This is a genomic window from Vreelandella sulfidaeris Esulfide1 (genome assembly GCF_054072535.1).
The window spans coordinates 3826712-3849519 of the sequence record NZ_CM133364.1 but is presented as its reverse complement, the minus strand read 5'-3'; the positions used below and the strand labels follow the sequence as shown (position 1 = coordinate 3849519).

Sequence of the window (22808 nt, the reverse complement as noted above, 5' to 3'; positions counted from 1 at the left end):
GCTTTAAATTAGCCATTGCTATTTGGCGGTGATGTTTATTTAACGGTGATGTTGTTTTCCACCGTTTTCACCTGATCATGGTCTTGGGCGATCGCTTCAGCCCGGTCGCGCTGCTGCGAGGTTTCAACAAAACCATTCAGAATGGCTCGGTTGCCGTCCAAATCCACGTCAATGGCCGAGCCGGCCAAATCTGGGGCCTCGAGAAGTTGAGCTTTGATCTGAACCGCTTCGAGTGAATCTTGTTGCTCGAGCCTTGCGGATTCATTAACCGGCGAGCCGGCACAGCCGACCAGCAATGTGATTAAGAGCAGGCCGCCTACTATCCAACGATTGTACCCGTGGCGTTGACACATTATTCGGCATCTCCCTCTTGTATGGCCTCGCGAGATCGACTGATCAAGCCTTGGCAGTGTTCCATGTCGGGGCCTGCGCCCACATCTACTAGCGGCAAAAGAGCAGTGAGCGGACCGGCAAGGGCGCCAAGTGCCGCGCTTGCGCCTGCACGCATTATAAGCTCTTCACGATGTACGCCCGTTTCGATATTAGCAAAGGTGCCGCCCAGGTGAAGCGGCGAGCGACCTACAAAGAGGCTGGGGTCGTGGGGGTGGGCGATGATACTGACGTCTAGGCGTTCCGTATTCAAGTCCACTTGGCCACCCGCGGTGAACGTGGTGTCGCCGGTGTCTACCAAGAACGTGTCCAGTTGGGTAATACCGTCTCTTACCTGTAGATCAGCGTAAGCGCAATCAATGGGGATTGGGTCGCGTCCTCGTGCCCAACTCAGAAACGTCTGGCCGGCATCGAGCCCCGCCATCTCCACAAGCAAGGCGTCGAGTCTTCCGCCGGTCATCAGCAGGACCACGCCGCCATCTGCGGAGGCCAAAAGCGCTGCAATCGAAGAACCTTCTACCCAAAGTTTGCCGCGCCCCCCGATGATGCCCACGCTGTCGTCCGCCAGATCCCAGTTGCGTAATGCATCGTCGAGATCGACTCTCTGTACTTCCACCTGCATCGTGCCGCTGGGAGGATTGGTGGTGGAATCCAAATCGAGTGTGAGATCAACACTTCCTTCGCCGAAGCCGAAGCTTACGGGGTCAAACTGTCCGCGCCCATCTTCAAGAACAAAATCGATCTCCACGTTGCTCAATGGAACATCGCCCGCCCGCACAGAATCGCCCTGATAGCTAACATCAGCCGATATACCTTGCCATGCATCGGTGATTATCTCGGTGTCGGGCAATACGAAACGGTCGTTATTGTCGATCTCCTCTGGCGTAGCCCCGGCAAGGAAACCCAGGTCTGCAATATCCAGATGTGTGGAGCTAAGCTCGCCACTCACGTGAAGAGGGCTGACATTGGTATTGAGTGTTAAGCGCCCATTGAGATCACTATCACCGATGCGTCCTTGTATCTCGGTAAAGACCCAGCGCTGGCCTTCTAGATCCAGCTCTCCCGATACCGAGTAGGCGGGAAGCTCCGGTAGCGCAATGCCTAGCAGACGGCTCAGGCGTTGCGGGTTCGGCCCTTCAATAGCGAGGGAAAGGTTCAACCCTTCCAGCGCCAGGGGGCGCTGAAGCGTGCCCCTTAAACTAATAGTCGTGTCGACGATATCTGCGTCGAGATCCACCGCGTAAGAGCGATTCGGGTCGCGAGCATTCAGTAGGGGGTCGCCTTGCAAATTAAAGAAGGCTGGTGCGCCATCGTAGCGGCCTTCCCCTCGCATGTGAAACGTTTGCGACGCTGTGTCGGTACCTTGGGTCTCCATAGTCAGTGTCAGGTCGGTACCGGCTTGGGGGTCGCTGAAACGCAGCTCTGAAGGTTCGAAAGCAAGTTGGCCGATGAACGGTAACAGCAGATCATCGCGTCTGTCGCTTGGGAGCGTTCCGCGCATTTCCAGGTGGAGTTCGCCGGATACTCTGCCCAGCCGGTCTTCGATAGGGCTAAAGGTGTCGCCCAGCCTGGCCAGTGAAAGGTCGTTCACATCAACGTCCAACTGACCGGAGGCCGGTGTTTGTGTCGCATCCAGTGCGAGGTTAGCGGTAAGTGAGCCTTCACCCAGGCGAAACTGGATTGGCTCCGCTTGTAGCCTGCCGTCCTCAAGCTCTGCTGCTAGCGCGAATTCGGGTAACACCAAGTCGTTAGGCAGCACCAGCGCATCCGCCTGTAGATTAAGCTGCCCATCGAAACTGCGTAACGGTGCCAAAAGGGAGACGTCCTGGGCTTCATCGTCGGGCTCTCGGTTCGCAGCGGCGATCAGTTCGGAAAGATAGATACGTCCGGCATTGACGACGATATCCACTACCGGGTGCTCCGTAGTGAGTACCTCTAGTCGGCCGGTGACATTGGTCGAGCCTATTTCGCCTTCAAGCCCGGTGGCGTTCCACTGTTGATGGTCGCGGTTCAAGCGGCCTGCGAGTCGAAAGTTAGGCAAAGGGGGCAACACCGAGCCAATCCAGGCTTCGAGAGCACGCCCGTCGTCCGCATCCAGAAGCATATCCGCTTCAAAGGTCTGCGGTGCTAAAACAGAAGCCAAGGTGGTATCCGCCTGAACGAACAAGCCGGTTGAGGTTGCCTCAATATCAAGGGGGTAATCTTGTTGTAAAGAAATATCCTCCAAGTCGACTAGGCGGGGCAGCGGAGCCCCACTGGCTTGCAATGTCAGTGACTTGTCACGAAAACTGCCATTCACATTGAAAAGCAGGCCCGGCGGCTCTGCTTCTCCGTCGGTTTCAAGCGTTCCCTGCAGGTCACTTTCGGTCTCGGCATTGCGATAAGCAAAGCGAGCATTGTCGATACGCAGGTGGGCAAGCAGCGTATCGAACTCGAACGTCGGGCGTTGTTCGAGTGACTGAAGCTCAAGGGCAAGGTCGGCGTCCAGCGTGGCGCCAGCGGGCAGGTCGCTACTCAGTTCTGTCATATCCAAATCTTGCAGGCTGATTTGCGCGCCTGCGGTAACCCTTTCAGGGCTACTGGTCAGGTTGATCTCTGCCTCGACATGGCTATTTGCGATATCAAAGGTCAGGGGGGCAAGCACAGCCGAATGTTCGGCAAGCTGCAGCTGAGTTTGGATATTTTGTAGCCGTGCTTCTTTCAGTATCAAACGGTCAATAGAGAGAGCAACTTCTCCGCGCCAATCGGGTAACACGGGCAAGGAAAATCCCCTTTCTTCCTCCGACTCAGGCACGGCCGCGCGCAATGCTGCCACATCAAGTTGTGACGAGTTCAACTGGCCGCTAAGCCTCGGCGTTTCACCCGCGGTATCCATCGTCAGTTCCCCGCTTACCTGGCTGTTGGCGACGGCGGTATCGATGTCGAATAAGCGCCATTCACTGCCTTGGCGTTCCAGCTGTGCCGCAATTTCAAGGCCTTCCAGCTCGACCTGAGGTAATTCCAGCCATTGTGACCATTCGGCAAGATTATTAAGGCTTAACTCGCTGCTCGCTTTAAAATGATCGAATGCTGGCGCTTGGGGAAGCTCGAAAGTGCTTGAGAGTAGGCTATCTCCCGAGCTGAGGGACGCATCGCCCTCGAATGCCTGGGCATCATCGAGGAAGGTGGCGATGGGATCCGTTTGTGCTTCCAGCTCGAACTCTTTCTGCTGAAATGTGAGTGTCGCCTGGGTATGCAGTGCTTCGTCATCCGCTTGCAACTGGAGAGATGAAATGGCGATGTCGAGTGGGGTTTGAGTCTCCGCGGGCCAGTAACGCACTTCTGATTCAGACACTGAGAGGTTACGGAAATCGACAGGTGAGGCGTTACTTTCCTCGGCTTGTGTTTGTTGGTTGGTTTGTTCGTCGTCACCAAGCGTCCAGTTACTTGATCCCTCGGCGCGCTGTTCCAAGTTCAGGGTCGAACCGGTAACCGCAATGTCCTCTAGTACCATGTCCCCTTGCAGCAAATCGCCAAGCGATGGCGTAATGCTGATCCGCTGTGCTTCAAGCATGTGCGGTGACTCGGCCCATTCAGGGTTGTCGAGTTCAAACTCATGAAGTGACAGCTGCGGTTGAGGAAATAAGCTAATCTCTACATCACCGTGGATAGCCACCGTACGCCCGGTTGCTTCCTCAATTCGTTCGGTGATAGCAGGTTTTAAAAAATTCCACGACATCAGTTCTACAGCCGCGATAATAAGCGCCACTATGATGATCGGAACAAGCAACCACCACCTTAGAAATCGAAAAGCTCTATGTTGCATAATGTTGACTACCTTACACCGTGATGCGTACGTGTATTGCTATCTTGGTATGCGCTAGGCCCATTGTCGTATATTTCAAACATAGCCCTTCAAATATGGCCCTTTAATAAAACAATATAGCCATTCAACCTAAGATGTACATGTCGCCCGAGGAGCTAAATTGATAAATATTAACAGTGCCTATTTATTTATAGTTATGCTTCGTTTTTAGGTTATAAGCTACTTATAAATAAGTTATTAATTTTTTTTAAATAGTAGTTATTTGAATGAGGGAAATGATAGTAAGTGGAGTTTCTTAAATTCCTTCTCCATCGTAGAAAGCCATCTATTTCATGCATTTACGCTGTAAATTAGTTGCTAATGACGAGTCGAATCGCTTTTCTTTAGCTACAATACCTCCCTTTACAGGAGAAAGTATCTTTTCTAACTTGCAGTTACACCAACAGGCGGACGGGAGATACGAAATGTCAATCAAACGGAATGTTTGTGTTACTACATTAGCGCTTACTGCTACTGCTGCCGCGTTGCAAGCTCAGGCCCAAGAGGAGATACGTCCTTTAAGTGATTGGGATTATGAGGAGGTCTATGAACAGGGCGGTATAAGAGCTGACAATTTAATGGATGCCGAAGTCTTTGGTGAGGACGAAGAAGAAATCGGTAGCGTCGAAAACGTATTAGTTACCCAAGACAATAAGATTGCCGCTATTATCGCCCAGGTAGGTGGTTTCTGGGATATTGGCGATACGCATGTCTTGGTTCCTTGGGATGAAGTTGAGATACATGAAGATGGCGTTAGGGTACCTGTAACAGAAGAAAACGCCGAGGATTATGGGCTTTTCGCTTCTGATGAATATATTACCCAAAATGACCTCAGCCGGACCCAACAAGTAGATGATGACGTTGAAACCGGTTCGGGGGTTTGGAAGCTCACTGACGTGCTTAATGACTATGCAACGGTCGGGGAAGGCGTTGGTTATGGTTATGTGGATAATATCCTCTTCTCACGCGAGGGTGAGGTACAAGCCATCATTGTAGAGCCAGATAATAGTTATGGTGCTGGACCGTATGGTTACCCCTACTATGGGTATGGCTATGGCTGGGATCCAGGCCAAACCTCTTACTACTTGCAATACGGTGAAGATGAAGTAGGCGAAATGGATGACTTCGACTACGACAGGTATGACGGATTATTAGACGACTAATCGTTAAGTGCTTTAGCGATTATCGCTAACCTTTTAGGCCGGTTTCTTAACGCATGTGCTGCTACTACGCAGAATGCAATAAAGAAACCGGCCTTAAGTATGGAGAGTTAAAAGAGGGAAGTAAAATGAGACTGCACCATAATATATTGCCTCTCACAACAATATTCATGATCACTTCTTTAATATCTATGCAAAGCCATGCGTCAGACGAAGAGATACAGGCCAATACACAGGCTGATCAAACTAATTTAAGCGAAGCTCAAGAGCTTCGGTCCCTTGATGAATGGAATTATAGTGCGCTGTACGAACAGGGTGGATTTCGCGCCGAGCAACTATTAGAAGCAAAAGTGTTTTCTCCTCAAGAAAATGAAATAGGAGAAATGGAAAATATCGTTCTTGATCAAGAGAACCAAGTGGTAGCTGTTATAGCTGAAATAGGAGGGATGTGGGACAGCGGTGATCGACATGTTGCTATCCCTTGGGATGAGGTCGAATTTGTTGAAGATGGCATTCAAGCCCCCGTTCAACAAGATAACGTGGAAGAATACGACCTTTTTACCAATGTAACGATCAATGAGGCCTACATTTATAAACAGGAAATGGAGCGTGTTAGCACGATAGAAGAGGATGTTGCGACAGGGCCGCGAACATGGAAGATATCGGACATTCTTGATGATTATGCCAGCCTGAAGGGAGGCAAAGGGTTTGGATATATTACCGATGCGCTGTTTTCAATCGAGGGTATTATGCAGGCTATTATTATTAACCCCTCGAATGTCGAAAATGGAAAAGGCGGTCCTCGTGCGTATCCCTTTTATGGTTATAGCGAAGGCTGGCGCCCTGGTGACTCTCACTATCTACTTCCTTACTCCAGAGAGGATGCCAAAGAGCTACCGGTTTTTGATTATGAAAAATACGATGGTGTTTTGAATCAATAAACCGGGTTTTGCCTTACGGCAGGGGAGAAGGTGCGGGGTGGATAAGGAGAGCGCATGGCTGAGCAAAACATTCTCATCCTGGCCGGAGGAAATGCTCTCGGCGCTTACCAAGGCGGCGCTTATGAGACGATACATGAACGAGGTTTTCACCCTGATCAGGTTTTCGCTGTCTCTGCCGGTGCGGTCAATGCGGCCCTGATTGCTGGTAACCCACCTGAGAAACGTATCAGTGTTCTTCGCAGTTTTTGGGAGACTGCTGCCCAAGATGGTGCCTGGACGTTTAGGCCTGCTTGGTCTACAACCTGGAACGGTAAGCGCAGGCGTGCGCTACAAAGCCTGCTACTTGGGAGTCCTGCTTTCTATCGCGTACGGTTTCCAGGCTTCCTATCGATGTTTCCGGGAATGCCCTCAGATGCCGGTCTCTACGATCTCGCTCCCTTGCGTGAACGCTTAAAACGGCTGGTCGACTTTAAGCGATTGAACAACGGCGAGATAAGGCTGGTGATCATCGCCGTGGATGCGAATAGCGGTGAGGAGATACGTTTTGACAGTGCCAAGTCGCCCATCACGATTGACCATTTGCTGGCGAGCTGTGGATTTATCCCCTTTTTTCCGCCGACCCGGGTCGATGGTCGATTAGTGGTGGACGGGGGCATGACCTCGAATCTTCCACTCGAAGCTGCTTTGGATGAGCCGACGTCGGACGAACGGCTATGCATTGCAATAGATCTATTCCGGCGCCTTGGCCCCGAGTTTAGGACCGTTGGGCAGTCGATGGACCGGCAATTGGAACTGCTCCTTTCGAGCCAGAGTTGGAGAGCATTGCAGCACTTTCGTCAACGCCATGAATTGCGCCGCCAACTGCGGCTACTAGGTAGCCAAGTGCCGGAACAGCAACGCGGAGACCCCGCCTTGGCATCAGCCTTGGCGGAGGGAGCAAAAGCCGAGAAAGCGATCACGCTGCTCATGCTTAGCCACGCTGGTGTGCCGCACGATACCGAGATGCGAGCCTTCGATTTCTCGCGCCCCTCCCTAGCTGAACGGTGGGAAGCTGGCCGGTCAGATATGAGCCATGCCCTGGAGACGCTGGGTTCCCAGCGCGCTGCTCCCGGTGAGTTTAACGTCCACGCTTTCAGTGGCCGCGACGCTATGGCATCAGTATAAAAGCATCGTAAATTAACCCTCTGCTGGGCAATGCTTACAAGTCTGGTCGCTCTAAGCCGCTGAACACCCTGCCTAGTGGTGCCTCGTTCCAAAAGAATGCTTATTGTCTGCTACCTTGGTTAGTCCCTACTGGCTTAAATAAGGAGGTAACGTGGCAAGGACGAACCATGAGCTAGAAACGCATTTTCGTGACAAGGTGCCTTCACCCCCTCAAGGTCGCGGTCGTTTTAAATGGTATGGTCCCGGCCTGCTGTGGATGCTTTCTGCCGTAGGTACGGGGTCGATACTCTTTACCCCACGCGTAGCGTCTGCCTACGAATACCAGCTGCTCTGGATCCTGCTCGTCGTAGTGCTGTTTATGTGGGTCATGATTCGTGAAATGGCGCGCTATTCAATCGTCAGCGGGCACACCATGCTGGAGGGCATGCACAGCCTGGGAGGGCCGCGGGACTGGGCGGTTTGGGTGATTTTTGTACCTCAGCTGCTTGCCGCGGGGATAGGCATCGCCGGGCTAGCCGCCGTAGTGGGTAGTGCGTTGGGCGAATTCCTTCCTGGATCTAATACGCTCTACGCCATCGGGATGGTGGTTTTTTCTACGCTTTTCACCGCCACAGGTCGTTATTCTCTGATCGAGTCCTTTAGCCGATTAATGGCGTTGGCTCTGATGGTCATGGCCATTGTCACGGCGGCCATTGTCTTTCCGGCTCCGCAGAAGGTAGCCCAAGGTTTGATGCCTGGGGTGCCGGATAACCTGGACCTGTATGTGGTCCTGCCATGGGTGGGTACGATACTTGCTGGCTCCATGGGCATTGTTTGGTTCGGCTACTGGACCGCCACCCGCGGTTTTGGCGGTGGTTTGCAAGGGCGTGAACCCGACGATGAAGTGCCGGAAGCATCGCGCAACGAGCTTCAGGGTACGGAGAGCGAGGCGATGGACACCCGCCTTGCTAACGCGCAAGGGTGGATACGGGTGATGACGAAAACTGCCGCGCTGGGGGTAGTGGGCGGTCTAGTAGTGATTTTCTCGTTTTTGGTACTGGGCGCCGAGCTACTTGCCCCCGAGGGGATCATGCCCGAGGGGCCAGAAGTGGCGGTCGATTTGACTAGCATTTTTTCGGACGTATGGGGCGAGTTCGGCAGGTATCTGCTGTTGACGGCCATTGTGATTGCTCTAGGTGGCAGTATCCTGGCAAATCAAGATGGTTGGGGGCGTAGTTTCGCTGATATGACCCTGATACTTACTCGAAGTCAGCGCAACGATCAGGGCGCCGGTGCTTTGCTTAAGAGCCTGGACGCCCTTGATCGAAAGTTACCCTGGCCGCTGTTTGAACGTCGCTGGCTTAAGCGTCTATACATCATTACGGTGACCGGGTTGGTGCCGGTGATCATTCTGATGCTGTTCAGTGATCCCGTCCAGGTAATGTCGGTCTCGGGTATCATCGCCGCCGCCCACACGCCGTTTATCGCGCTGACTGCACTCTATGTGAATCGATCACGGTTGCCAAGTAGCCTGCGTCCAGGCATTGCCGCGACGGTGATCATGGGGCTTGCCGGGCTCTTTTATTTCGGCTTCGCCATTCTCTACTTGTTGAATATGTTTGGGATGTTTGGCGATTAAGTGCGGCAAATTGTTTAAAAGCATAAGGGCTCCAAGCCATCGGCCTGGAGCCCCGGCGCGAACAGCTGGTGCTCACCTTGGCTCTCGCGGTGGTCGTCGCCGTGGCGCACAGTGGGTGGATTGGTAAACGTGTTTGGCCTCGTAGGACGAACGATAGTTGGCCTTCCGTGCGGCGCTTGTTTAGGATTAATTGCGACCCTTAATAACAAGACAGCGAGCCGTTCTCATGAAGCCAGAAACCATAGCTCTTCACCATGGCTATTCGCCTGATTCACAAAACGCTGTGGCGGTGCCGATTCACCAAACCACGTCGTTTTCCTTCGATAATGCGCAGCATGCGGCGGATCTGTTTGATCTTAAAGTGGAAGGAAACATTTACTCGCGCATTATGAACCCCACTTGTGCTGTGTTGGAGCAGCGGGTAGCCGCACTGGAAGGCGGGATCGCCGGGTTGGCGGTGGCCTCTGGCATGGCGGCGATTACCTATGCGATCCAGACCATTGCCGAAGCGGGCGATAATATTGTCTCGATTAGTGAGCTATATGGCGGTACCTACAATCTGTTTGCGCATACCTTGCCACGCCAAGGCATCCAGGTACGTTTTGCCGATAAAGACGATATTGACGGCATTGAAGCGCTGATTGATGAGCGTACCAAAGCGGTTTTCTGCGAAAGTATTGGTAACCCCTCGGGGGGAGTGGTCGACCTAACAAAGCTGGCCGACGCGGCGCATCGTCATGGGGTGCCGGTGATTGTCGATAACACTACGGCAACGCCGTTCTTATGTCGGCCGATTGAGCACGGCGCGGATATTGTCGTTCACTCTGCCACGAAGTATATCGGTGGCCACGGCACCACGGTGGGTGGTGTGATTGTTGATTCGGGCACCTTTCCCTGGGCTGAGCATGCCAATCGTTTCCCGCTGCTTAACGAGCCTGACGTTTCGTACCACGGTGTGAGCTATACCCGCGATGTGGGTGATGCGGCATTTATTGCCCGTGCCCGCGTAGTGCCGCTACGCAACATGGGAGCGGCGCTCTCTGCCCAAGCGGCTTGGAACCTTCTACAGGGGTTGGAAACGTTGTCACTGCGCATCGAGCGTATCTGCGCCAACGCCTTAGCCGTTGCCAAGCATCTGGAAAACCATCCGTTAGTCACCTGGGTGCATTACGCAGGCTTGGAAAGTCATCCCGATCATGCGCTGGCGCAGCACTATATGCAGGGCCATGCCTCGGGAATTCTTAGCTTTGGTATTGAAGGTGGGCAGGCCGCTGGTGAACGGTTCTACGATGCATTAGCGCTGATTCTGCGGCTGGTGAATATCGGTGATGCCAAGAGCTGCTCTTCCATTCCCGCCTCTACCACGCACCGTCAACTGAACGCAGACGAACTAAAAGCGGCTGGCGTTACGCCGGATATGGCGCGTCTGTCGATAGGCATTGAACATATCGACGATCTGCTGGCGGATATTGATCAAGCGCTGGCGGCCTCTCAAGGGTAGCCTGTTTTGCCCCCGCCTTCTCAATGCCTCAAGGCAAGAGATGGCGGGGGCTAAGTCCTCAAACGCGCTTAGATGCCGCCAGGGTATATAAGAACTCTAAACCCAGCGTCGCGGCGGCAAGCGACGTGATGTCGCCGTGATCATAGGCAGGGTTCACTTCCACCAGATCCATACCGACCAATTCCATGCCAACCATGCCGCGCATCACTTTCAACATTAGATCGGTGGACATTCCGCCGCACACCGGTGTGCCGGTGCCAGGGGCATAGGCTGGGTCGAGGCCATCGATATCCAGGCTAATATAGGCCGGGTGGTGACCCACCTTGGCACGAATACGCTCCAGGACGGCGGCAGGGCCATGGTCGTTAACCCAGTCCGCATCCAGTACCTCGTAAGGGTGGTTGTCGCGGTCGTAGCTGGTGCGAATACCAATTTGCAGCGAGTGTTCTGGCACTAACAAACCCTCTTTGAGGGCATGGTAGAACATGGTGCCGTGGTCGAAGCGCGTGCCGTGCTCGTAGGTGTCAGTGTGTGCATCAAAATGGATCAACGCCAACGGGCCGTGAACGCGGGCGTGAGCGCGCAGCAGCGGCAGGCTAATGTAGTGGTCGCCCCCCAGCGTCAGCATTTTTTTGCCTGCGCTTAGCCAGCGGTGAGCGTGATTTTCCAAATTATCGATCAAACTTTCCGGTTCGCCGTATGCGTAATCAACGTTGCCTGCATCGCACACCTTAAGGCGCTCTTCTAGCGCGAAGTTCCAGGGCCAGCGCTTGCCTTCCCAGATTAAATGCGCGGTACTTTGGCGAATGGCATTTGGGCCCATGCGGGTGCCCGAACGGCCAGAACACGCTAGGTCAAAGGGAACGCCACTCACCACAACGTCGGCGTCGGTTGCCTTGGGATCCGTTGCTTTCTCTACGCCCATGAAAGTAGAAATCACATCGCCATAAAGGCTGGGCATCGTTTGAGTTAGTGGGTGGGTCACCGTCGTATTTCTCCTTACGTATCGGGTAATCGCTGATTGGCGCAAACAATAAGGAATAATTGGTGATAAATTAAATGAATGTTTAGAATTGAATCATTCGTATTATGAATGACGAGTATTTATGCGCTCATTACGCCATTTTGACCTAAACCTGCTATTGGTATTTGAGGCGCTAATGCGTGAGCGCCATGTCACTCGCGCGGCAGAAAAGCTGCACTTAAGCCAGCCAGCCCTGAGCCATGCGTTGAAACGCCTGCGTGAAGCACTGGAAGATCCGCTGTTTATCCGTACCGAAAATGGCATGCAGCCAACCCTCCGGGCGCAGGCGCTGCAGCCTGTGGTACAGCAGGCGTTAGCACTGCTACGGGAAGGCCTAGCACCGCCAGCGGTGTTTGTACCGGCCAAAAGTAAGCGGCGTTTTACGTTGGCGACCACGGATTATTTTGAAGAGGTCATGTACCCGACCTTTCTCAGTCAGCTACTGGCCTATGCACCGGGGATCAGTTTTTCCATTGAACTCATCACCCCCGATGTGCTGAGCGAGGGGCTAGAGCAACGCCATGTGGATATGGTGGTAGGGCTGGACAGTCAACGTACGCTACCCAGCGGCGTTATTCAGACGCCTTGGATGGATGAAGAGTTAGTCTGCCTAGCGGCGAATCATAATAATCGAGTAGGCAATACACTGGATATTGCTCAGTTTTCTCAAGAGCTCCATGTGGAACTGGCCGATATCAGCGGTCTATTGCCCAGTAATATCGATAGTTGCTTAGTCCGGCATGGCTTAACCCGCCGGGTGATCTCTAAAAATCTTAACTACATCGCTGCAGCGCAGGTAGTGGCGTTAACAGAAGCGATCATGACGCTTCCACGCCAAATGGCTGAACGGTTCGTCGCTATGCTACCGGTGCGTTTGGTAGAGCCGCCCAAGGAGTTACCGGCGCTAAACATGACACTGATTCAGCATGGTCTATATGCCAATGAGCCTGCTAATGCGTGGCTTTATGAGGTGCTGACTGAATTTGCTACAGTGTTTAATTCTCAAAAAGAGAGGAGCCATCCATAGTGATGGCACTACACAAACTAACTTATGTTGTCGTTATACAACCCAGTTGAATCAAAGGTTGAATAGTATCAGGCAGGCACACCGTAAGATCCTAGACTGCTAAAAGGTGAGAGGTTTTACGCCCTTAAACGGCCAGCGCTTAACGCTTTGGTAGGACGCTGGAATAGTGAGATAAGGAGAGAATAAGAATGAAGATAGGCGCTCCGAAGGAGAGTGCTCAAGGGGAGGCGCGCGTTGCGTTAACCCCTGAGAGCGCTAAGCAGATCCAAAAGTTAGGCCATGAGTGTTTGGTAGAAACAGGTGCCGGCCTAGCGGCGGGCTTTAATGACGACACTTATCGTGATGCGGGCGTTACCGTGGTGGAAGGGGCTGATGCGCTCTGGCGCGACGCTGAGGTGGTCATTAAAGTCCGCGAGCCCTCCGAGCAAGAAGCAGAGCGGCTGCGCGAAGGTCAAACACTGATCTCTTTTTTCTGGCCAGCGCAAAACGAAGCGCTGCTGGAGAAGTGTAAGGCCCAGGGCGCTACTGTTATTGCCATGGATATGGTCCCGCGTATCTCCCGGGCCCAGAAGATGGACGCGCTCTCCTCGATGGCCAATATTGCCGGCTACCGCGCAGTAATTGAGGCGGGCAATAATTTCGGGCGTTTCTTTACCGGCCAGGTAACCGCGGCGGGTAAAGTGCCCCCCGCCAAAGTGCTGGTGATTGGCGCAGGCGTAGCGGGATTGGCGGCCATCGGTACCGCCACTAGTTTGGGCGCTGTTGTACGCGCTTTTGACGTACGCCCCGAGGTCTCCGAGCAGATCGAGTCAATGGGCGCCGAGTTCCTGTTCCTCGATTTCGAGGATAGCCAGGATGGATCTGAAAGCGGTGGCTATGCCTCGCCCTCGAGCCCTGAGTTCCGCGAGAAGCAGCTTGAGTGTTTCCGCGAGCAGGCGCCGGATGTAGATATTGTGATCACCACGGCACTGATTCCAGGCCGTCCCGCGCCCAAGCTGTGGCTTGAAGACATGGTCGCAGCCATGAAGCCGGGCTCGGTAATTATTGACCTTGCCGCTGAGAAGGGAGGCAACTGCGATCTCACCAAGCCCGATGAGCGCGTGGTCTCGGATAACGGCGTCGTGGTGATCGGCTACACCGATTTCCCCTCACGCATGGCAACGCAGTCATCGTTGCTTTACGCCACCAATATCCGCCATATGCTGACTGACCTGACGCCCGAGAAAGAGGGCGTGATCAATCATAATATGGATGACGACGTGATTCGTGGCGCCACGGTGACTCACCAGAGCGAAATTACCTTCCCGCCGCCGCCGCCCAAAGTAAAAGCGATTGGCGCATCAAAACCGAAGAAAAAAGAGAAAGAGCCGACGCCAGAAGAGAAAAAGGCCACTGAGCTGGCCAACTTTAAAGCACAGACCACGCGCCAGGTGGGCCTGTTAGCTGTCGGTGGCGTATTGATGCTGCTATTGGGTCAAGTGGCGCCAGCGTCGTTTATGCAGCACTTTATTGTGTTTGTGCTGGCCTGCTTTATCGGCTTCCAGGTGATTTGGAAAGTGAGTCACTCGTTGCATACACCGCTAATGGCGGTCACCAATGCAATTTCAGGCATCATAATCTTGGGGGCGATTCTGCAGATTGGCTCCGGCAGCATTGTGGTTAGCGTGCTGGCGGCAATCTCAGTACTTATCGCATCAATCAATATCGTGGGTGGCTTCCTGGTGACACGCCGGATGCTGGCCATGTTCCAAAAATCCTAAGCGGCGGAGAGACGATATGTTAGAGCAAGGATTCGTATCTGCCGCGGCTATCGCGGCGAGCGTGCTGTTTATTCTGTCGCTGGGCGGTCTGAGCAACCAGGAAAAAGCCAAGCGAGCCGTGTGGTACGGCATCGTGGGCATGGCAATAGCGGTGTTCTTTACTGCGCTTGGTCCAGGTATTGGCGGCTACTGGTGGCTGATCCCGATGATGCTGATTGGGGCGGGTATTGGTGCCTACGTGGCGGGCAAGGTCGAAATGACTGAAATGCCCCAGCTAGTGGCGGCGCTACATAGTTTTGTGGGTTTAGCGGCGGTGTTTGTGGCTTGGAGCGCTGATTTAGAGCGTCGCCGAGTCATGGCCGCGCGGGCCGCCGAGGCGTCGTTAGATCAGTTTTCCGCCTTTGCTGCGCTGGTGGCTACCAAAGCCCCTGATGAACTGATGTTCCTGCAGATTGAAGTGGTATTGGGTATCTTCATCGGTGCGGTAACGTTCACTGGCTCGGTGGTCGCCTTTGGCAAGCTGGCCGGTAAGGTCGATGGTAAGCCACGCCAACTGCCCGGTGGGCATATGCTTAACGCGGGGGCGGCGGTGCTGTCACTGCTGTTGGCGATTTTGTACATCAACGGGGCCGGCTTCTGGACGCTGATCGTGCTGGCGGCTCTGGCATTCTTTATCGGTTATCACCTGATCATGGGCATTGGCGGTGCCGATATGCCCGTGGTGGTTTCGATGCTGAACAGTTACTCCGGCTGGGCAGCCGCCGCTATTGGCTTCACGCTCTCCAACGATCTATTGATTGTCACCGGCGCGCTGGTGGGCTCATCGGGTGCGATTCTCTCTTACATCATGTGTAAGGCAATGAACCGTAACTTTATCAACGTCATTTTGGGCGGCTTTGGTGGCAGCCAAGGGCCCGCGGCAGAGATTGAAGGCGAGCAGGTGGCGATTGATGCCGGTGGCGTGGCCAGCGCGCTGAACGATGCCGACAGCGTCATCATCGTGCCGGGTTACGGCATGGCGGTGGCCCAGGCGCAAACGGCAGTCAGTGACTTGGTACGCAAGCTGCGTGCAGCGGGTAAGACGGTGCGCTTTGGCATTCACCCGGTGGCCGGGCGTCTGCCAGGGCACATGAACGTACTACTGGCGGAAGCCAAAGTGCCTTACGACATCGTGTTGGAGATGGACGAGATCAATGATGATTTCGCCACCACCGACGTGGTGATCGTGATCGGCTCCAACGACATCGTAAACCCCGCGGCCGAGGAAGACCCCAATAGCCCCATCGCCGGCATGCCGGTGTTGAAGGTTTGGGAGGCCAAGCAGGTGTTTGTCAGTAAACGCGGCCAGGGCACCGGCTACTCGGGTATCGAGAACCCGCTGTTCTTCAAAGAGAACACGCGCATGTTCTACGGTGATGCCCGAGATAGTTTGAATACGCTGTTGCCTCTGATCGATTAGGCCTAGGCGTTAGTTACTAAGCCCGCGAGAGATCGCGGGCTTTTTTTGTTCTGTGCATGGGGTTCTGTGCATAGGGTTCTGTGCACGGCACCGGTACTCCTGCTATGGTCGGAGACCGCCTATTCTGTTGAGCACTCGCTACTATGAATCAACGCTCTAACCCTCGAGTGCTGCTGCGCCTACTGGGTCTACTGCGCCCTTACCGATTACGCTTAGCATTAGCTGGCTTGGCGCTGTTGTTGGCGTCGGGCAGCGTATTGCTGCTGGGCAATGGGTTGCGGCTAGTCATCGACCGCGGTTTTCTAGCCGCAGATACTCAGGCGTTAGCACAAACGCTGGTTCTTATGTTGGTGGTGGTGGCCGTGCTGGCGCTGGCTTCCGCTCTGCGCTATTACCAAGTCACCTGGATTGGCGAGCGCTTGGCTGCTGACCTGCGAAAGCGTGTGTTTGATCACTTGTTAACCCTGGAACCAAGCTTCTTTGAGAGCGCAAGCTCCGGTCGTGCCGCTGGTGAGATCGCCTCACGCTTAACCGCGGATACCAGCGTACTGCAGAGCTTGTTTGGTTCCTCAGTGTCGCTGGCGCTGCGTAATTTGGTCATGCTGGTGGGCGCGGTGGTGTTAATGCTGGTGACCCAGCCGTGGCTATCAGCGATGGTGCTGATTGGCATACCTGCCACGCTACTGCCCATCATATGGTATGGCCGACGGGTACGTAGGCTTTCGCGTACTAGTCAGGACCGCGTGGCCGAATTGGGCCGCTATGCCGAAGAGGCGCTCAGCGGTATTCAAACACTTCAGGCGTTTACTCACGAAGCGGTGGACAAAGCCCATTACGCTCAGCGCGTGGAGCAGGCGTTCGACAGCGCCGTAGAGCGCACTCAGCAACGCGCCTGGTTGACCGGTATCGCCATGCTGGTGGTGTTTGCCGCCGTTGGCTTAATGCTCTGGCAGGGTGGCCAGGCCGTGCTGGCAGGCACCATGAGTGCAGGGGAGCTTTCGGCGTTTATTTTCTACGCCGTGTTGGCGGCAGGAGCGATCGCCACTTTGGCTGAGGTGGCAGGCGATGTACAGCGCGCGGCGGGGGCAGCGGAGCGCTTGCTTGAATTGCTCGACACGCCACCCACTATCCAGTCCCCTCACAATCCGCCCTCTCTGCCTAAGCCACTGCGTGGCGAGATTAGGCTGGAAAACGTCCATTTCACTTATCCTGGCAGGGAAACCCCTGCGCTTGATGGCTTTGATCTGCATATTCAGCCGGGGGAGCGGGTCGCCCTAGTAGGGCCTTCAGGGGCGGGGAAAAGTACGCTGTTGGCGCTGCTGCTGCGCTTTTATGATCCCAGCCAGGGGTATATAACGCTTGATGGTAGCGATATTCGCACCTTAGACCTTATTGCACTGCGGCGCGCCATGGGGTTAGTTGCCCAGGAGCCGGTGCTGTTTAGTGGCTCGGTGGCCGACAATCTGCGTTACGGCGACCCTGACGCGGATAATGAGCGGCTGCGCATCGCCACCCAGGATGCCAGCGCCCTCGATTTTATCGATGCCCTTCCTCAGGGCTTTGATACGCCCCTAGGCCCCGGCGGCGTTCAGCTCTCCGGTGGCCAGCGTCAGCGGCTTGCCATTGCCCGGGCGTTGCTCAAAAACCCGGCAGTGTTATTACTGGATGAAGCCACCAGTGCCTTGGATGCGGAGAGCGAGCGGCTGGTGCAGCAGGCGCTGGATCGGCTGATGGTGGGGCGCACCAGTATCGTGATCGCGCATCGACTCGCGACGGTGATCGCCGCTGATCGTTTGCTGGTACTCGATGGCGGACATTTGGTGGCGGCGGGTACACACGAGGAATTAATCATCTCCAGCCCGCTTTATCGTCATTTAGCCGCGCTTCAGTTTGGCGGTGAAACGTAATAAAACCAATTCATTAAGAGGGGAGCTGTTATGTCGAGTTTTTTCCAACGTCTTAATGCTGTTAAGGCGCCAACCATAGGTTTGGGTTGTATGAACCTCTCCCACGGTTACGGCAGCATCGTGCCTGAAAATGCGGCCCTACGAGCGCTGGATGAAGCGTTTGATATGGGCTATCGCCACTTTGATACCGCCACAATATATGGGGCAACCGCCAATGAGAGTTTGGTGGGCCGAGCCCTTGAAGGCAAACGGCACCAGCTCTTTCTGGCTAGCAAATGCGGTATGGCAATCGAACCGGAGACAGGTAAGCGGGTAATTGACGGTCGCCCTGAAACGCTGCGCAAGCAGTGCGAAGCGAGTCTTGAGCGCTTGCGTACTGACCATTTGGACCTCTACTACCTACATCGTTTGGATCGTCAAGTTCCTATAGAAGAGAGCGTGGGGGCGCTGGGGCGCTTGGTGGAGGAGGGCAAGATCAGCGGCGTGGGGCTTTCTGAAATTTCGGCGACGACACTGCGCCGCGCAGTAGCGGAGTACCCTATTACAGCGGTGCAGTCGGAGTATTCGCTATGGACACGCAATCCCGAAATAGCCTTACTTGATGCGTGCCGTGAGTTAGGGGTTGCCCTGGTCGCGTTTAGCCCGTTGGGAAGAGGCTTCTTAACGGGTGCTGTTAAAGACCCAGAACGCCTTGAAGAGGGCGATATGCGTTGCAACATGCCGCGTTTCAGTGCCGAGAACTATCCCCATAATCAAAAACTATTTAAACAATTGGCAGCGCTGGCGCAGGCCTTAAGCGTCACGCCGGGGCAGCTCGCACTGGCATGGCTGAAGGCGAAAGGCGACGACATCATCCCCATACCCGGTACCCGCTCCCCTGATCATATGCGCGAAAATTTAGCGGCGGAAACGCTACGCCTTGATACCAACACACTGTCGCAGCTGGACGCTATGATGACGCCAAGCAAAGTAGCTGGTGCCCGCTACAGCGAGGCGCAGCAGGCAGACATTGACACTGAGGAGTTCTCTTTTTAATGGTGATGGTTAAAAGCTATCAGCGCAGTCGCAAAATGCAAATTGTGACTATGAGCGTTCTGCTTTAAAAAGTACCAAGTTAATGAGGCGTTCTTACTAGTACGAAACGCAACGTAGAAGACGCACAACGTCAGTTGGCTTGGTAGCGAATCATCTAATCGCCACCAATAAAAGCAATAAGGGGAGAGAGCTATGAGTGGGAAATGTCCTGTCATGCACGGTGGTAATACATCCACGGGTACGTCTAATAAAGACTGGTGGCCTGAAGGAATCAACCTGGATATGTTGCACCAGCAAGACCGCAAATCAAACCCGATGGATGCGGATTTTGACTATCGGGAAGAGGTCAGAAAGCTCGACTTTGACGTGCTCAAGCAAGACGTCCACGCGCTAATGACGGACAGCCAGTCGTGGTGGCCCGCTGACTGGGGTCACTACGGCGGTCTTATGATTCGTATGGCATGGCATTCAGCAGGCACCTACCGTCTTGCTGACGGGCGTGGCGGCGGTGGTACCGGTAGCCAACGTTTTGCACCACTCAACTCCTGGCCGGATAACGTCAGCCTTGATAAGGCGCGGCGTCTACTGTGGCCGATCAAAAAGAAGTACGGGAACAAAATTAGCTGGGCGGACTTGATGATTCTGGCCGGCACCGTTGCCTATGAATCCATGGGGCTTCCTGCCTACGGATTCTCGTTCGGTCGTGTAGATATCTGGGAGCCGGAAAAAGACATCTACTGGGGTGATGAGAAAGAGTGGCTAGCACCTTCCGACGAGCGCTATGGCGATGTCGCAAAGCCGGAAACCATGGAAAACCCGCTTTCCGCGGTGCAGATGGGGCTTATCTACGTTAACCCTGAAGGTGTTAACGGTGTGCCCGATCCGCTGAAGACGGCTCAGCAGGTTCGCGAAACCTTCGCCCGGATGGCGATGAACGACGAAGAAACCGCCGCACTCACCGCGGGTGGCCACACTGTGGGTAAATGTCACGGTAACGGCGACGCGGCAGCGTTGAGCGCTGAGCCAGAAGCTTCCGACGTTGAAAATCAGGGCTTTGGCTGGGGCAACCCGACCATGGGTGGCAAGGCAAGCAATGCTGTTACATCAGGCATTGAAGGCGCCTGGACGACTAACCCCACCAAATTCGACATGGGCTATTTTGACCTCTTGTTCGGGCATGAGTGGGAACTGCGCAAGAGCCCAGCGGGCGCCCACCAATGGGAACCTATCGATATTAAGGAAGAGGATAAGCCGGTCGACGCCAGCGACCCCTCTATCCGCCACAATCCGATCATGACCGATGCGGATATGGCCATGAAGGTGGACCCAACCTACCGTGCCATTTGTGAAAAATTCATGGCGGACCCGGAGTACTTTAAAAAGACCTTTGCTAAGGCGTGGTTCAAGCTGACCCATCGTGACCTGGGTCCGAAATCACGTTACATCGGCCCGGAAGTGCCCGCGGAAGACTTGATCTGGCAGGATCCTATCCCTGCTGGCAGCACCGACTATAGCGAAGAAGTGGTTAAGCAGAGAATCGCCGAGAGCGGCTTGAGCATTAGTGACATGGTTAGCACTGCGTGGGACAGCGCCCGCACCTACCGGGGCTCTGACATGCGCGGCGGTGCCAACGGTGCACGTATTCGTCTGGCGCCCCAGCGGCAATGGGAAGGGAACGAACCGGCACGCCTCGCCGACGTATTGGCAGTATATGAGCAGATCGCCGCCGACACCGGCGCCAGCGTTGCCGATGTCATCGTTTTGGCTGGCAGTGTCGCGATCGAGAAAGCCGCTAAAGCCGCAGGCTATGACGTTCGTGTACCTTTCCTGAAAGGGCGTGGCGATGCGACTGCTGAGATGACCGATGCGGACTCCTTTGCGCCTTTAGAGCCGCTGGCTGATGGGTTCCGCAACTGGCAGAAGAAAGAGTATGTCGTGAAGCCGGAAGAGCTGTTGCTGGATCGCGCTCAACTGATGGGGCTGACAGGGCCAGAGATGGTCGTGCTACTCGGCGGTATGCGAGTGCTGGGCACCAACTACGGTGGCACTAAGCACGGCGTATTCACCGATCGTGAAGGCCAGTTGACCAATGACTTCTTTGTCAACCTGACCGACATGGGCAATACCTGGAAACCGGTAGGTAGAAACACTTACGAAATACGCGACCGTCAAACAGACGCCGTTAAGTGGACAGCTTCTCGCGTTGACCTAGTGTTCGGCTCTAACTCGGTGCTGCGCTCTTACGCAGAAGTCTACGCCCAGGACGATAACGACGAGAAGTTTGTTAAAGACTTCGTTGCTGCCTGGACGAAAGTGATGAACGCGGATCGCTTCGATGTCGTGTAACCATCGCTAAGCGTTACTTCTTTCCTAGCCCGCATCGAAAGATGCGGGCTTTTTTATGACCGCTTAAAGGAAGTGAGTATATCAGCGGGGTAGTCGATGTCGCTGCACACGCCAGGATCATTGACTGGAACGCTAACCCTGCTATTGCTATGTCGTTTAATAATCGATGAGGCCCCGCGAGAGCTCTTTAATTGGGAAAGGTCCTTCCAGAATTTCGTACCAAAAATAACAGGATGACCAAGTTCTCCCCGATATGAAGGCTGTAAAATAGTGTCTGGGGTGGCCATACCCGCCAATACGGAGCAGGTCTGGCGGTTTATCCACGGGAGGTCGGCAAGCCATATCGCAGCGGCACGGTAGTTATCCATATTTTTATCGCTGCATAACTGTTTAAAAGCATCGCTAATACTATAACCAAGGCCTAAATGACTGTGCTGGCTCATAATAGTGGGCGTCTGCGAAGGAAGACCGAGTGATTGGAGGCCTTCGTCGGGTTTAATGACAATATAGATATCTGTAAAGCATTGTTGGACAGTTAATAAAGTAGAGCTGAGCAATGTTTCTCCATTACCCAGTTTGGCAACTCTTTTATCGCTGCCAAAGCGACTCGACTGACCTGCTGCCATGACAACCACTATAATATCGCTATAACGCATCGCGCGCTTTTCCACGACAGAGACGAATAATGTCTGCCAAAACGGCTAACGCAATCTCAGCCGGCGTTTTGCTGCCCAGGTTAAGGCCAATGGGCATTACAATTTTCGCTACTTGGGTTTCCGTCAGGCCGCCTGAGCGCAGCAGCCGTTCTTTGCGCTGCTGCGAGGTCTGGTGAGAACCCATAACGCCAATGTAAAAGGCCTCCGTCCGGACGGCCTCGATCATTGCTAAATCATCAATGCGCGGGTCATGCGTCAACGCGACAACAGCTGTATTGGCATGGCAGCCGCCCGAGGCGATGAAGACAGAAGGTAGAACTGCCTGCACTTCAACGCCAGGAACGTCGAAATTTTTACGGACTTCGTCTCTGGGATCGCAGACAATTACTTCAAACCCAAGCGATTGGGCAAATAGGGCGCAAGGTGAAGAGATTGAGGAGATCCCCGCGATGATCAGGCGTAGCGCTGGGCCGATGCGGATATTGACGCTGGTGGCATCGAAGGTAACGGCGGGTTCCGTCAACGTCGCAGGGTTAAAGCGTTTGCCGCTGCCATCCAGTTTGACACAGCGGGTGAGCGATTGACGGCCAAGCAGGGTGGCGTGGACGACTTCAAGGTGAGTCAGGTTTTCGGTAGTTGGCGACAATTGTTCAACGAGCACCTCCATACTGCCTCCGCAGGGTAGACGGAGGCTAGCGGCGCTACTGTCGTCACCATAGCGTATCTGTTGAACGGGTTTGTCGAACTCACCACTGTGTAGACGGGCAATAAAGTCTTCTTCAACACAGCCGCCTGATAGCGAACCTATATATTCCCCTGTTTTACACGCGACCAACATAGCGCCAGGCTCTCGGGGTGAGGAGCCAAACGTTTTCAGAACGGTACAGAGCCAAACGGTCAGCCCTTGGTTGGCCCATTTAAGCGCCCGCTCAATGACCTGTAAATCTAGGTGCTGCATTAACTAACCGCCTTCATG

16 protein-coding genes are annotated in these 22808 nt (G+C 54.3%); 11 read left to right on the top strand and 5 right to left on the bottom strand.

Translation table 11 applies throughout. The features are described 5' to 3' along the window. Window positions 1-35 precede the first annotated feature (35 nt). A complete protein-coding gene (locus tag ACW44H_RS17885; RefSeq protein WP_457505864.1) occupies window positions 36-353 on the bottom strand; it encodes a BON domain-containing protein in 318 nt (105 codons plus the stop codon). After that, a complete protein-coding gene (locus ACW44H_RS17880) occupies window positions 353-4159 on the bottom strand; it encodes an AsmA family protein (protein ID WP_457505863.1) in 3807 nt (1268 codons plus the stop codon). Before ACW44H_RS17880 ends, ACW44H_RS17885 begins: the two co-directional genes overlap by 1 nt. Window positions 4160-4659: 500 nt before the next feature. Between ACW44H_RS17880 and ACW44H_RS17875 the strand changes: the two genes are divergently transcribed. The 5 genes from ACW44H_RS17875 (at window position 4660) to ACW44H_RS17855 (ending at window position 10618) form a co-directional block, all read left to right on the top strand. Then, window positions 4660-5397, top strand: a complete 738-nt coding sequence (locus ACW44H_RS17875) for a PRC-barrel domain-containing protein (RefSeq protein ID WP_457505862.1) — start codon at window positions 4660-4662, stop codon at window positions 5395-5397. Between the two features lie 125 nt (window positions 5398-5522). Next, window positions 5523-6335, top strand: coding sequence for a PRC-barrel domain-containing protein (locus ACW44H_RS17870; RefSeq protein ID WP_457505861.1), 813 nt, complete (start codon window positions 5523-5525; stop codon window positions 6333-6335). Between the two features lie 54 nt (window positions 6336-6389). Next, a complete protein-coding gene (locus ACW44H_RS17865) occupies window positions 6390-7499 on the top strand; it encodes a patatin-like phospholipase family protein (RefSeq protein ID WP_457505860.1) in 1110 nt (369 codons plus the stop codon). A 151-nt stretch (window positions 7500-7650) separates the two neighbouring features. Further along, a complete protein-coding gene (locus tag ACW44H_RS17860; RefSeq protein WP_457505859.1) occupies window positions 7651-9117 on the top strand; it encodes an Nramp family divalent metal transporter in 1467 nt (488 codons plus the stop codon). 226 nt (window positions 9118-9343) lie between these two features. Next, window positions 9344-10618 (top strand): O-acetylhomoserine aminocarboxypropyltransferase/cysteine synthase family protein, encoded by a 1275-nt coding sequence (locus tag ACW44H_RS17855; protein WP_457505858.1) that lies wholly within the window; start codon window positions 9344-9346, stop codon window positions 10616-10618. A gap of 58 nt (window positions 10619-10676) precedes the next feature. On the opposite strand, the gene speB is transcribed toward ACW44H_RS17855, so the two are convergent. Then, the gene (gene speB / locus ACW44H_RS17850) at window positions 10677-11579 is read right to left on the bottom strand and encodes an agmatinase (protein WP_457509079.1); all 903 of its coding nucleotides are present in this window, start codon (window positions 11577-11579) and stop codon (window positions 10677-10679) included. Between the two features lie 145 nt (window positions 11580-11724). Between speB and ACW44H_RS17845 the strand changes: the two genes are divergently transcribed. The 6 genes from ACW44H_RS17845 (at window position 11725) to katG (ending at window position 21176) form a co-directional block, all read left to right on the top strand. Next, window positions 11725-12669, top strand: a complete 945-nt coding sequence (locus ACW44H_RS17845) for a LysR family transcriptional regulator (protein ID WP_457505857.1) — start codon at window positions 11725-11727, stop codon at window positions 12667-12669. A 188-nt stretch (window positions 12670-12857) separates the two neighbouring features. After that, on the top strand, window positions 12858-14429 hold the full coding sequence (locus ACW44H_RS17840) for a Re/Si-specific NAD(P)(+) transhydrogenase subunit alpha (RefSeq protein WP_457505856.1): 1572 nt from the start codon (window positions 12858-12860) through the stop codon (window positions 14427-14429). A 16-nt stretch (window positions 14430-14445) separates the two neighbouring features. Continuing rightward, the gene (locus tag ACW44H_RS17835; protein WP_113270966.1) at window positions 14446-15888 is read left to right on the top strand and encodes an NAD(P)(+) transhydrogenase (Re/Si-specific) subunit beta; all 1443 of its coding nucleotides are present in this window, start codon (window positions 14446-14448) and stop codon (window positions 15886-15888) included. Window positions 15889-16031: 143 nt separating this feature from the next. Next, window positions 16032-17795 (top strand): ABC transporter transmembrane domain-containing protein, encoded by a 1764-nt coding sequence (locus tag ACW44H_RS17830; RefSeq protein WP_457505855.1) that lies wholly within the window; start codon window positions 16032-16034, stop codon window positions 17793-17795. 30 nt (window positions 17796-17825) lie between these two features. Further along, complete coding sequence (locus tag ACW44H_RS17825) at window positions 17826-18830, top strand: aldo/keto reductase (protein WP_457505854.1); 1005 nt, start codon at window positions 17826-17828, stop codon at window positions 18828-18830. 192 nt (window positions 18831-19022) lie between these two features. Beyond that, a complete protein-coding gene (gene katG / locus ACW44H_RS17820) occupies window positions 19023-21176 on the top strand; it encodes a catalase/peroxidase HPI (protein ID WP_457505853.1) in 2154 nt (717 codons plus the stop codon). Between the two features lie 53 nt (window positions 21177-21229). Here the strand turns inward: katG and ACW44H_RS17815 are convergent, their stop codons facing one another. Both ACW44H_RS17815 and ACW44H_RS17810 read right to left on the bottom strand, forming a co-directional pair. Beyond that, window positions 21230-21832 (bottom strand): nucleotidyltransferase family protein, encoded by a 603-nt coding sequence (locus tag ACW44H_RS17815; RefSeq protein WP_457505852.1) that lies wholly within the window; start codon window positions 21830-21832, stop codon window positions 21230-21232. Continuing rightward, the gene (locus ACW44H_RS17810; RefSeq protein WP_457505851.1) at window positions 21822-22790 is read right to left on the bottom strand and encodes an XdhC family protein; all 969 of its coding nucleotides are present in this window, start codon (window positions 22788-22790) and stop codon (window positions 21822-21824) included. Before ACW44H_RS17810 ends, ACW44H_RS17815 begins: the two co-directional genes overlap by 11 nt. Window positions 22791-22808: the final 18 nt, after the last annotated feature.